This window comes from Aquimarina algiphila, assembly GCF_007489275.1.
Lineage (GTDB): Bacteria > Bacteroidota > Bacteroidia > Flavobacteriales > Flavobacteriaceae > Aquimarina > Aquimarina algiphila.
On the sequence record NZ_VLNR01000041.1, the window covers coordinates 1 to 13,187 of the forward strand.

Annotated in this window: 12 protein-coding genes and 1 pseudogene; 10 read left to right on the forward strand and 3 right to left on the reverse strand. The window is 31.0% G+C overall.

Features of this window, described 5'->3' with window-relative positions; translation table 11 throughout:
* Window positions 1-115: pseudogene (locus tag FOF46_RS32585) on the forward strand (IS982 family transposase); the annotation flags it as partial.
* On the forward strand, window positions 116-619 hold the full coding sequence (locus FOF46_RS18135) for an STM3941 family protein (RefSeq protein ID WP_143917432.1): 504 nt from the start codon (window positions 116-118) through the stop codon (window positions 617-619).
* Window positions 620-712: 93 nt separating this feature from the next.
* On the opposite strand, the gene FOF46_RS18140 is transcribed toward FOF46_RS18135, so the two are convergent.
* Entirely contained in the window at window positions 713-1,123 is a 411-nt protein-coding gene (locus FOF46_RS18140; RefSeq protein ID WP_143917433.1) for a hypothetical protein, read from the reverse strand.
* Between the two features lie 173 nt (window positions 1,124-1,296).
* Between FOF46_RS18140 and FOF46_RS18145 the strand changes: the two genes are divergently transcribed.
* Complete coding sequence (locus FOF46_RS18145; protein WP_143917434.1) at window positions 1,297-1,926, forward strand: GyrI-like domain-containing protein; 630 nt, start codon at window positions 1,297-1,299, stop codon at window positions 1,924-1,926.
* A 147-nt stretch (window positions 1,927-2,073) separates the two neighbouring features.
* The gene (locus FOF46_RS18150; protein ID WP_167571874.1) at window positions 2,074-2,967 is read left to right on the forward strand and encodes a PD40 domain-containing protein; all 894 of its coding nucleotides are present in this window, start codon (window positions 2,074-2,076) and stop codon (window positions 2,965-2,967) included.
* A gap of 329 nt (window positions 2,968-3,296) precedes the next feature.
* Here FOF46_RS18150 and FOF46_RS18155 read toward each other — a convergent pair whose 3' ends face one another.
* Complete coding sequence (locus FOF46_RS18155; RefSeq protein ID WP_143917436.1) at window positions 3,297-4,934, reverse strand: ABC-F family ATP-binding cassette domain-containing protein; 1,638 nt, start codon at window positions 4,932-4,934, stop codon at window positions 3,297-3,299.
* A 261-nt stretch (window positions 4,935-5,195) separates the two neighbouring features.
* Between FOF46_RS18155 and FOF46_RS18160 the strand changes: the two genes are divergently transcribed.
* The 6 genes from FOF46_RS18160 (at window position 5,196) to FOF46_RS18180 (ending at window position 12,653) form a co-directional block, all read left to right on the forward strand.
* Window positions 5,196-7,904, forward strand: a complete 2,709-nt coding sequence (locus FOF46_RS18160; protein WP_143917437.1) for an ATP-binding protein — start codon at window positions 5,196-5,198, stop codon at window positions 7,902-7,904.
* Entirely contained in the window at window positions 7,894-8,538 is a 645-nt protein-coding gene (locus tag FOF46_RS18165) for a response regulator transcription factor (protein WP_109436563.1), read from the forward strand. Before FOF46_RS18160 ends, FOF46_RS18165 begins: the two co-directional genes overlap by 11 nt.
* A 356-nt stretch (window positions 8,539-8,894) precedes the next feature.
* Entirely contained in the window at window positions 8,895-10,703 is a 1,809-nt protein-coding gene (locus tag FOF46_RS18170) for a fibronectin type III domain-containing protein (RefSeq protein ID WP_143917438.1), read from the forward strand.
* Between the two features lie 205 nt (window positions 10,704-10,908).
* Entirely contained in the window at window positions 10,909-11,070 is a 162-nt protein-coding gene (locus FOF46_RS31650) for a hypothetical protein (protein ID WP_167571876.1), read from the forward strand.
* 150 nt (window positions 11,071-11,220) lie between these two features.
* On the forward strand, window positions 11,221-11,607 hold the full coding sequence (locus FOF46_RS18175; protein WP_143917439.1) for a LytTR family DNA-binding domain-containing protein: 387 nt from the start codon (window positions 11,221-11,223) through the stop codon (window positions 11,605-11,607).
* 323 nt (window positions 11,608-11,930) lie between these two features.
* Complete coding sequence (locus FOF46_RS18180; protein WP_143917440.1) at window positions 11,931-12,653, forward strand: class I SAM-dependent methyltransferase; 723 nt, start codon at window positions 11,931-11,933, stop codon at window positions 12,651-12,653.
* A 29-nt stretch (window positions 12,654-12,682) separates the two neighbouring features.
* Here FOF46_RS18180 and FOF46_RS18185 read toward each other — a convergent pair whose 3' ends face one another.
* Window positions 12,683-13,186 (reverse strand): hypothetical protein, encoded by a 504-nt coding sequence (locus FOF46_RS18185; protein ID WP_143917441.1) that lies wholly within the window; start codon window positions 13,184-13,186, stop codon window positions 12,683-12,685.
* Window position 13,187 lies beyond the last annotated feature (1 nt).

Sequence of the window (13,187 nt, forward strand, 5' to 3'; positions counted from 1 at the left end):
TGAGGGATTTAAAAATAGAATCTTATCAAAGATCACAGCAATGACCATTATTCAATATATCAATAGGTTTGAATTCAACAGAAATATAAACAACCTAAAAATTAATATTAACTAAATGCACAACGGGTTTCTATTATTAATTGGAGCATTAGTATTTGTAATATTAGGGGTGTTGTTCATAATGAGTCCTGGTTTGTTTGCGTCAGGATTTTTTCGTAATTCAGAAATTGTTAGAATTATTGGGATTGTAGCTGTTGGATTTTTTGGACTTTGTTTGGGATTTGCTGTTAAAAAACTTTTTGATAATAAAATGGGTTTGATAATTGACCAAAATGGAATCACAGACCATACCAATGCAACAAGTGTCGGATTAATAGAGTGGAACGATATCACAGGAATTGAGACTGTACAAATTGCTTCGACCAAAATTTTAATGTTACTAACAGATCAACCAGATAAATATATTGAACGTGGAAAAAATATGCTGTCTAAACGAGCATTGAAAGCCAATCATAAAATGTATGGCTCTCCATTATCAATAACATCCAATTCTTTAAAAATAAAGTATGATGATTTAGAAAAATTGATTAGTAGTGAACTTAAAAAACGAAAAAAATAGAAGATCACAATAATATCTGATATGGTATTAAAAAAGGATACTTGAATCTTTATGTTCAAATACCCTTTTTTAGTGTAGATTTATTTTGTTGCATTAATCCGTATATGAATAGTCTCTACAATTGGTAATATTAATAGGTTTTGATTTAACACAATTACCATTATATGATACATCTACGGTCCCAATAGTATTATAATGCTGTACCTGTCCTTCTGGCCTTCTAAGTTTTACTTTACATGAGTATCTGCTTGTACTTACAATTTCTATTTCACTAGTGCTGATTTCCCATGTAGGAAATCCACTGATTTGACCTACATTAGTAAGCCAAACATTGTATTCAATAGGGTCGCCATGTCGATCAAATCCACAGAGACCTACAACCCCATTAAGTTCTCCTGGGCACGAAGATTTAAGTGAACTGTTTTTTTCTTCTATGGTACTATTTTCTTCTACACTACAGGATAACATCAAGGTGATTACGAATAAGGAAATAATTTTTCTCATAATATTTAGGTTTTAAGTTACTTTAAAAATACAATGAGACGAATAGAGGAATGATAAACCAAAATTATCTTATGATCAAATAATTGTTAGTTTCGAGAAGGAAATTTATATACTTGACATAGGGTTGTCATACTTACTCTTTACCTTTATTTTTTATTATAAAACAATTCGTTATGAAACAGGAATGGAGAAAAAAGGAAAAGACAGTCTACCTCCCTAAAAATGAACCAGAGATTATTAATATTCCAGAATATAAATTTTTGACTATCAGAGGAAAAGGAAATCCCAATAGTGATATTTTCCCAGGATATATTAGTGCCTTATACTCCTTGTCATACGCTATCAAAATGAATCTCAAAAAAGAACCAACGCCTAATGGTTATGTGGATTATACAGTGTATCCTCTCGAAGGCGTCTGGGATATTAATGAGGAGGCAAAGAAAACTTATGATGGTACATTAGATAAGAATGATTTGATTTTTACATTGATGATTAGACAGCCTGATTTTGTTGAGGAAGAATTTGTACAAAAAATGATGACACAAACAAAAAGCAAAAAGCCCCATCCATTATTAGAACAAGTAAAGTTTGAGTGTATAAAAGAAGGAAAATGTATACAAATGATGCATTTGGGCAGTTATGATAATGAACATAAAAGCTTTAGAATCATGGAGACTTTTGCTCAAAAGAAAGGTCTTACAAGACTTTCTAAAGTACATCGAGAAATTTACTTAACAGATTTTAGAAGAGTTGCCGCAGAAAAATTAAAAACGGTATTACGCTTTAAAGTAGCATTTTTATAGCTGATTATTTTGTTTTATTCTTGGTGACCATATGATATATTGGTCCATAGATTTAGGTGATTTGTTATACGATTTTGGATGTAAGTGGTTGATAAATAGAGTATAAGATTTTATTTTTGTATATCAATCATCACATTTCACATGGTCATGAAAAAAAAAGCATCTTGTATTCTTATCATTTGTTGTTTTATGTTTTTCAGCTACAATATATGTGCCCAACAACAACCCCAAATTAATTATTTTGATAGCGAACCACCTCCTGCAGATGCGGCAGTTCTTTTTGCAGAAGGCATAATTTCATTAAAAAATCGATGGGAAGAAAAAATTACTTTTTCTCCAGATGGGAAAGAATGTTTTTTTGGGAGACATCCTGATGGAGGAAACAATTACTTTAAACCAAAATTGATGCACTCCATATTTGAAAATGGAAAATGGTCTACTCCTAAAATTGCCAAATTCACTGATAACAAAATTATAGGTTATCCTTTATTTAGTGCAGATGGAAAAAAAATATTTATGGAACAACCTATAGATAATGGAGCGATTGCTCGTATCGTCTTTTCAGAAAAAGAAAATAATACTTGGTCTGAAGTTGATTCAATAATTCCAAATATAAAAGCTAAAAAAGGTTTTGGTTTAGCTCAGCTTACTAAAAACAATACTTTTTATTTTTACGATAGGCATCTTTACAATGCATATTCTTCAAAGTTTAAAAATGGAAAGTACTCAAAACCAAAATTACTTCCGTATAGAATTAACCCTTGTGCAGAGTTTTTTATTTCACCAAATGATGACTATATCATTTTTAAACCTTTACATTGGTCAAATCCATTTCATATAAGTTTTAAAAATGATCAAGGAAAATGGTCCTTGCCCCTTAAATTAAACCAAAGCTATTTTACTAAAAACCCTATAACTGGTTATGGGCCTTACGTTTCTCCGGATGGTAAATATTTTTTCTTTGGAAAAGATGGAGATATTTATTGGGTAAAAACAGATTTTATAGAAGTATTACGAAAGAAATCACAATCTAATTTATAGAATTAAAAATGAATAAAACATCTTGATATATTTTATGAGTTAAAACATAAAAAAACACTCAAAGTGATACATAGAGACTAGATCAAACACATTTTGTCGAAAAGTTAGCGATAATAAATCATAACTTCTTTATGAGGTTAATGATGAAATTTTTGTCCCATACAATATTGAGATTTAGGCTTTTAGCGTTATTTTGAATGTCACAATTTTAAAAAGTGGTGTCAAGATGTTTTAAAATTAGCCAACTAGAATCAAAACGTCATTACTACAGTAAGAAGATAATTTTTTTCATTGCTAACAGATTACTTCACTACAAGTGTAATGGCGTTTTATGATTTTAAATCAATTTGTTTTAAGTTTTCGATTCTATTTCTGATTAAGAATTCATCTATAGTTTCAAAATGTTCGATTACTCTTTTGTCTTTAAATTCAAATACTTTTTGGGATAATCCTTGTAAGAAATCACGATCGTGAGAAACTAATATTAGTGTGCCATCAAATGCTAAAAGAGCTTCTTTTAATACATCTTTTGATCTAATATCCAAATGGTTGGTTGGTTCATCAAGTATAAGGACATTTACAGGTTCCAGTAAAAGTTTTACCATAGCCAGTCGAGTCTTTTCTCCACCAGAAAGTACCGATACTTTTTTATCAATATCATCTCCACTAAACATAAACTGCCCCAATATATTTTTAATTTGTGTTCTGATATCTCCTTTAGCCACTTCATCTACTGTTTGAAAAACAGTAAGACCAGGATCTAGCAGTGAAGCTTGATTTTGTGCAAAATATCCAACTTTAGCATTATGACCTAATGTACATTCTCCTTCAAAATCTATTTCACCCATTATGGCTTTGATCATAGTTGATTTTCCTTCACCATTACGACCTACAAAAGACACTTTTTCTCCTCTGGATATTGATAGGTCTGCATCTTTAAATACAATATGTTCTCCGTAGCTTTTTGATAAACCTTTTGCCAGAACAGGATAATCTCCTGATCTCATTGAAGGAGGGAAACGTAATTTTAAAGCAGAATTGTCGATTTCATCAATCTCTATAATTTGCAATTTTTCAAGCATGCGCTCTCGCGAATTGACTTGATTAGTTTTAGAGTAAGTGCCTTTAAATCGTTCTATAAAATCTTTAGTGTCTGCAATAAATTTTTGTTGTTCCTGATACGCTTTAATTTGATGTGCTCGTCGATCTTCTCGTAATTGAAGATAGTGCGAGTAGTTGGCCTTGTAATCATAGATCCTACCCATAGTAACTTCGATCGTACGATTAGTGATATTATCTATAAAAGCCTTATCATGTGAAATTACAATCACTGCTTTTGCTTTATTAATCAAGAAATCTTCAAGCCAGATTACAGATTCAATATCAACATGATTAGTAGGTTCGTCAAGGAGGATTAAATCTGGTTTTTGCAATAAGATTTTAGCAAGTTCGATGCGCATACGCCAACCACCACTAAACTCGCTGGTGGGTCTTGTAAAATCTTCTCTTTTAAACCCTAAACCTTGTAGGGCTTTTTCGATTTCTGCGTCATAATTTACTTCTTCTATAGCATAGAATTTTTCGCCTAGGTCAGTTACCTTTTGGATAATATTCATATACTCTTCTGATTCATAATCGGTTCGAGTCTCGAGTGCAGTATTAAGTTGATCCATCTCTTGTTGCATCGCAGCGATATGTCCAAAAGCTTTAGACGCTTCTTCGAATACAGTACAGTTGTCATCGGTTAAAAGATGTTGAGGTAGATAGGCAATAACAGCTTCTTTTGGATATCGTATATTCCCTTTGGTAGCATTTTGTACTCCGGCAATGATCTTCATCATAGTAGATTTACCAGCACCATTTTTACCCATGAGAGCAATCTTATCATTTTCATTGATGACAAAAGAAACATTGTTAAACAAGGTTGCACCACTAAACTCTACAGCGATATTATCTACAGAAATCATATCATTTTCTTTAAAGATGCAAAACTAAAAAAAAGCGAGTGATGACAAAGGAAATATTTGGGTTTTAGTGTTTGAGAGTTGATACTATACATTAACCCATTATCCATGCAGGATACATTATTTTTTTTGAAGAAATAGTAATACAAAATAAAATATAATGGCTATTATAAATCTCACCCTATTTATAGGGTATTAGACAGAATTTTTTTGTTGTAATTTTATGACAATATTTCCTCTATTAAAAAATCGGATATCAAGAATATGACTAAGAAGATAATATATGTACTTTTTATTCTTTGCAATGTTTGCTTTAGTCAGGTAAAACCCACCGATGAGGATAGAAAACTCATTAATCAGCATATTGATTATGTGATTCATTGTAATGAATACCTTTTAGAAGTAATTGAAGAGTTAGATGAATTGAATGGGTATATTAAGACAAACGCAGATAATCATATTGACGGACATATAGATAATGATGATCTGATTGAAATAAAAAATGCTCATGAACCTTTACCAATAATAAATAGATATGAAAAATGGGATTGGTCTCCAGGAAAACTACAACAAGAATTTATACAATTAGGTGAATTTAGAAAAAAGAACCCTTCAGAAGTTAGTAGGAAATTAAAAGAAGTAATCAATACATATCAGAGTAAGTTTAATGAATTAAAAGATTTAGAAAACCAATTAGTTAAATTATCAAATAATAAAATGTTGTTTTTTGAGTCTTTAACATTCGAAAACTCCTATGGCTTACTAACAAAATACGAATTAAAGTACAAAGAGCTGATTCTAATAAATTACCAATTTAGACAAACAACACAAAAAATATTCGGAGAAGAAGAATTGCCAATAGTTTTACAACTAACTAAAGATATTATATCCTCAGCTCAAGGTATGATTCATTCAGTACGTAAAAAAGATAAGAAACAGCTTCAAAAGTTTATAAACATCTATAAAAAAAGTATAAGAACTCATAATACATTTAAAGATAAGCAATATGAGGAATTAGAAGTTTTTTTTGAAGAGCATCATCTTGGTGTAAAACTTCGCTGCAACAATATAAAAAGTTGGAGTGATGATATTATTAATCAATCAATAAATTATCTTAAAGAAAAACATGAACCAATAACAAAAATGGGAGGTATTGATTGTGAGGGGTATAAAGGATTAGGGTATGAGATAAGAATGATAGATAGGTTTAATAGCATTTTATTAAGAAAATATAATGATTTTAATCCTAAGGTCCCTATGTTGCACATTGTTAAAGAATTAACGCCTTTTAGAGTATGTTTTCCAACGGCTATACCAGAAGAAGAATATGCTGCTGTAATGCGATGGGATGAAGATGGTTTGCATATTAAAGGAAATGTCTTTATTAATGGAAAAAAGGTAACCAGTAGAGAAAATCTTCCAACCAAGATAACCAGTAGAGAAGATCTTGTAACCAAACAAAAAGGGACTACACCAAAAAAAGAAGTCACTAATAACCTAGTGGTGCTTATAGATTTATCTACATCAAAAAAAGAAAAAAGAAAGTTAGATAAGCTAAAAAGTACTGTAATTGGTCTCATTGAAACATTACAACCAGAAGATCAACTCACCATAGTTACCTATACCGCTATAGCAGTAAATAAAATAATAAAAACAGGTACAGATTATGATAAAAAAACACTAAGACAGATAATTTCTGGGTTAACGTTTACTACAAATACTAATAAAAAAACAAGTGCAAAATCAGGGTTAATGCTTGCTTATAAGGAGAGTTTAGATAGTTTTATTGAAAAAGGGAGCAATAGGATTGTTATTTTATCTGACGGGGATTTTGAAGCGAGTACTGAGTTTAAAAACGAAATCCAGAAACAAGCAGATAAAGGAGTTTATCTATCAACACTACACTACACCACAAAAAAACAACCAGGAACCAATACACTTACAGATCTTGCTAAACTAGGAAAGGGAACCTACAATCCGATTATTAATGAGGGTGATGTGTTAGAAACATTAAAAAATGAAGTACTATCGCTAAAACAGACACAATTGCTCAAGGAAAATGAAATATTATCCCTTAGAAAAGAACAGTTGGTTAAAGAAAATGAGATATTATCGCTTAGAAAAGAACAATCGCTTAAAGAAAATGAAATAGCCCGGCAACGTGCTGTAAAGAAAACAATCTTAATCGCATTTATCATCATTTTGATCCCCATCATTGTTTTACTATATGTATACTTCCAAAAACTAAGAGCACAACATAAACTACGTGATAAGCAAGAAGAGATAAATCAACAAAAAGTAACTTCTCTAATCAAAAATCAAGAATTAAAACTGATCAAAGCTTCTATAACAGGAGAGCATAAAGAACGTGAACGTATTGCACAAGAACTTCATGATAGTATTGGAGGGAATTTATCTAGTATAAAGTTACAACTTGCAAATTTTAACGAAGGCACTTTTAATTATGATAAAATTGTAAATCAAATAGATGAGACTTATGAACTGGCAAGAGATATGTCTCATAACTTAATTCCAAAAAAGTTTGTTCAGAACCCATTTACTAATCTTATTGAGGAATATGTAGAGAATCTCAATAGTACCAGGAATCATCATATAATTTGTGACTTATATCCTGTTGAAGAATTAAATATGATAAATGAAAATCTACAGGTAGAAATTTTTAAAATTATACAGGAATTACTTACTAATACGATTAAACATGCCAATGCAGATAAAATTACGATTCAACTTAACCACTTCGAAGATGCAATTAAGTTGTTGTTTGAAGATGATGGGGTGGGGTTTGTAGTTTCAAAAAACAGATTTGGTATTGGATTAACCAATATAAAAAATAGACTAAAGAAATTGGCAGGAGAGATGCATATCGATTCTACACCAAAAAGAGGAACTATAGTAAATATTGATATTCCTATAGTTATACCAACATTAAATAATACACACGATGAAATATAACTTGATTATTGCAGATGATCATAGTATGTTCTTAGATGGTTTACTTAGTATTTTCAATGAACATGAAAAGTATACAATCTTATTTACTGCAAAAAATGGAGAAAATATTATTAAATACCTAGATATCAATCCTCCTAAATCGGTTGATCTGGTGATTAGTGATTTGAGTATGCCTTCTATGGATGGTATTACCCTAAATAAACTTATAAAAGAAAAGCATCCCGAGGTAAAAACCTTAATCGTTAGTATGCATGCAGATGTCTCCAAGATAGGAACACTTATAAATGATCATGTAGATGGGTATATACCAAAAAACGCTAAGAAAGAAGAACTACTAACTGCTATAGACACAATTCTAAATGGTTCGAGTTTTTTTTCTGATACCATCAAAAATATATATCAAGATTTCTTGTTCAACAGTAATAAAATAAAAGAAAAACAAGTGATGCTTACTCCGCGCGAAAAAGAAGTCCTAAAACTTATTGCCAAAGAACATACTTCTCAGGAGATTGCTGATATACTTATGCTAAGCAAATATACTATAGAAAGCTATCGCAAAACATTACTAGGTAAATTGGGAGTGCGTAACATCGCAGGGCTTACAAGATATGCTATAGAATCTGGATTAACTTGATATACTTATGTTAGCTTACCTCTGTTTTTTACAAGTTGTATTCCTTTAGATTTAGGTTTAACGTATTCTATGTTAAACAGAATTATCAGTATTTCTGCAATTCTTATATCTTCAATTATATATTAATACATAGGAACATATACTAGCTATTGAGCACCCGGTTTCAACTCATTAATAGGTTAAATTAGGTTTCATTACCCGATAAATAGGGTAGTGATTTTCGCCAAAAGTAGGGAAGTCAACGTCATGTTAACTTGATAATTTTGAGTATTACTAAAAAAAACTAATTCTTATTGAAATAGTGATAACCAAATGAATATCCCTAATATCAAATTAAACCTTTAAACCTATTCACTATGAAACAAATACATCTTTTTCTATCATTTTTTTTTCTAGCATTAGTAATAAGTTGTTCTAAAGATGATGAAACTATAAATGAACCATTAGAACTTGAACAAGAATTAAATAATTTACCTATTGCTCCAGAGAATATATCTCATACTATTATAGCTTTGAATTGGGAAGCAGTTAAAGCTGATAATAATGCCAAGGTTACATATGATATCTATCTGGAAGGAGTAAAAATTAAAGAGGATAATGAAGATACAGATTTTACCTTAACAGGATTAGAAAGTGATACTGATTATACAGGAGAAATTATAGCAAATAGTAGCAGCGAAAAATCAAAAAGTAAAACAAGTAAAGTAAGATTAGATAAAATACCTTTTTCTGCTAAAACTAAAAAATATAAAAATGCTAATGCTCCAGAGCCAAGTGATTTTTTGATTGAAGTAACCAATATAACATTAGTAAGTGCTACACTGCAATGGGAAGCGGCTACAATAACTGATAATTCAGAGATCAGGTATGATGTATATTTAGAAGGTGATAAAGTGTCAGAAAACAGTACTTCAACAAGATTTTTATTACCCTTATTAAATAGCAATACCGAATATACAGGTGAAATTATCGCCATAAGTTCTAATGAGAAAACCAAAAATATTGGTTTTTCTTTTAAGACAAAAGAAAGCAATAATTTGAGTACTGAGCCTTCAGATTTTACGGTCGATATTGAGTTTGTACGAGATGATTTTGCACGTGCACTATGGAAAAGACCAAACTTTGACAATGATGCAGAAATTCTATATGATGTTTATTTAGGAGATGAGAAAGTTTTAGAAAACAACACTGATGCTCGTCAACTTTTAAATATTCAATTACGTGATTTAAAACCCAATACTTCGTATTCTGGTAAAGTAGTCGCAAAAAATACTACTACTACTACTACTACTACTAAGACTGGTCATTTCTCTTTTATAACCCCTGAGACTATCACACTTTCTGATTTCACAATGAGTATTGATGATATTACTTCTAATAGTGCAAGAATTAACTGGACCTCATCTGTTGCATCAGATAATTCAGAAGTATCGTACAAACTTTTAGGAATAATAGCATCGGACAGTAGTACAGAAACATTTTTCAAGGCGAATGATTTAAGACCCTCTACGAGATACGTAATTACAATTCAAGCAACAGCAGGGAATGTTTATCAAGTAAATCAATTTATACAAAAAGAGTTTACAACGGCAGCAAGTCCCGTAGACAACCCTAACATATCTTTTCCACTATCTCATGTAGGAGGAGGTGTGATTGAATGGGTTCCTCCAATTGCTCCAGATGGTCAGGGTTTTATATATAATGTTTATGAAGGCCTTGAGTTAAAAGAAGCAAACTTACCTGGTACAACAAACATGCTTAATAACATTGTCCCCGTAGATGAGTTCGGACAATTTACTTTTGAATCTTATGGGAATTATGATATTGAAGTAGAAGCGGTTTTTTCAGATGGAAGTATAGCCATTGAAAAGTTAAATTTCAGAATAGATCCACCACCACCTTACCCCGTAGAAAACCTATCAGTAGAAAATATAACAGGCACAACCGCCACTATAAATTGGTTGCCATCCTATACTCCTAATGGGGGAACTATATATTACAATGTGTATCTAGATGGTAATCCAGTGACAAACATGTATACTTATTTCGAAACATCATATACCTTCGAAAACCTTACCCCTAATACTTTTTATAATGTGACGGTAGAGGCGCTTTCAGATGGAGGTTCGAGTGATCCTGTAGATATTTCATTTAGTACATTATAAGCAGTTATAACTTTTGATTTAAATTGATGTATCGAACTAGGGTTTAGATAATAGTTATACCTACGAAGACTAGAAGTTTTCCTTGCAATATATTACACATCTCTGCAGCTAATATTCTTTTCCAGCATATAAAAAGTGAATCCCGGTACCCAAAGCTAGTTTCCTAGCCACCGGGAACTATTAATCTATTACCGGGGGGAGTCATATGGTTGCTGGGAGAGGTCATTACTATGGTGCCGGGAGCTATCAATCTATTGCCGGGGAGAGTCATATAGCTGCAGGGAGAGGTCATTACTATGCCGGGAAGCACCAAAATACTGCCGGGATGAGTTATATCAAGGGATTGTTCCTTATAATATCTGCTTAAGAAAACATTAATAGCAAAGTTAGGGTTGTAATACGTAAAATGATCGGTAGCTAGATCCACTCAGAGTACAATATCGAATAATTAAAGCTTAGTAATTTTAAAGAATATAATTACCTTCGAACTCATATATAATTGGTAATATCTTTTATTATGGATGAAGAGTATTCAATATTTAGAAAATTTCCAACTTTAGAACAGGCAAAAGAACTAGAAGTTTTATTAAATGAAAATGGTATTGAAACTATTTTGGCAGATAACGTAGCTCCTGTTGATATTACCTTTTCGGGAAGTACATTGAATAATGAAATATATACTATCAATAAACGTTGTTTTTTACACGACAAAAATTTAGAAAAGCTAACAAAAAAACTTCCAGATAGTTTTGTTAAAGTTCATCGTTCATATATTGTTGAAAAATTTAAAATCAGTAAAGTTATTAAACATGATGGGGGAAAATATAGTTTAAAACTAATAAGTGGTGAAATAGTATCATTAAGTCGTACAATGTATAAGGAATTCTTCCAGAATAATTATTGAAAATAAAAATCAAGATGTGTATAGCGAATTCCTCCTTCTATGCATACCTGGAAAACTCTATGGATTTCCCTCTGTTTCCTTTTCTTTTATTAACTTAGGTCTATACCTTAACAACTTTTTATACACAAAGCCTTAGTGGCTATTAAGCAAAAAAACAAGTGGAATAGAATTCAATTCACTATTAAGAAAAATAATTTCACTGAAAAAAGGGAGAAAATATTCATTTAAGCTATTTACATTTGCTTTAACATTATTACATAATTTTGAAACCTCTTTCAAAAATGAAATAAGATAATGTTTACATTAAAAGATTGCTAAATATAATGAATAACCAATATGATCCAGAATATATAAAAACGCTATTCAATAAAATGAGTGGTTCATATGAAAGAGTAAATTATATTACTTCTTTTGGGTTTTCACTACGATGGAGAAAGCAATTTCTTGATCCTATCAAACCTTCTGATCAGGAACTCGAAGTTATTGATTTAATGACAGGTATGGGAGAAACATGGCATCCCGTAAAAAGACATTTTCCTAATGGAAACTTTACGGCGTTAGATTTTTCTGAAGGTATGTTACGCCAGGCACATAAGAAAAATTCCTCTCAATTTAATGATAGTGTTAATATAACAAACCAGAACGCCTTGCAGAATAACCTCCCGTCAGATCATTTTGATGTGGTACTTTCTGCTTTCGGGCTTAAAACATTTAGCGAAGAACAAATCGTAAAACTTGCAGAGGAAACAAAACGGATTTTAAAGGCAGGAGGAGAGTTTTCATTTATAGAGGTTTCTCAACCAAAAAGTTTATTCTTGAGGGGGTTATACAAATTACATTTAAAATATATTGTACCTATTTGCGGTAGATTACTTATAGGTAATCCGAGAGAATATAAAATGCTTTGGAAGTACACCGAAGTGTACGAAAACTCATTATCAGTTGCCGAAATATTTAAATCAGAAGGTTTAGATGTTACATTTCATAGTTATTTTGGAGGCTGTGCTACGGGAATTAGCGGTAGAAAAGAAGTTAGTGCCGAATAATGTAGATAAGTGTGATAAAACACCTCTAGCTAGTATATACCAACTAATTTTATAATGTTTTTATTTTTTTCGTTTTCGTTATCATAAAAAAAAGAATGATTATCCCAGTATTTTTTGATATCTTTTGTTGGTACTACTATCGTGCTAGAAGAAGAAAACATCCCATTCTCTTGTTCGAGTCTTTTGACTTCTCTAATATGGCTTGAATTAATTTTCCCTGTAAAAGGAAAAATATATTCCGGGATCAAGAAAGTAATAGCATCTTTGGATACTTTATTAACCTTTAATATTTCCAAAGCAGGCGGGTATAAGCTGATCTTGTTTTTAGGCACACCATATTTTGTATAGTTGAAGTGTTTAAATACATAATATTGTCCAGACTCTGGATTTTCATACATTGCCTTATTATCAAAATATATAAAAGCATTTGTATATATAGGTATACCAAAAAGAAATACAACAAACAGAAGCATAAACACAAGTCTTTTACGTTTCCTTTTGTCATTCTTTAAAGCGGTTATAAAATCATTCATA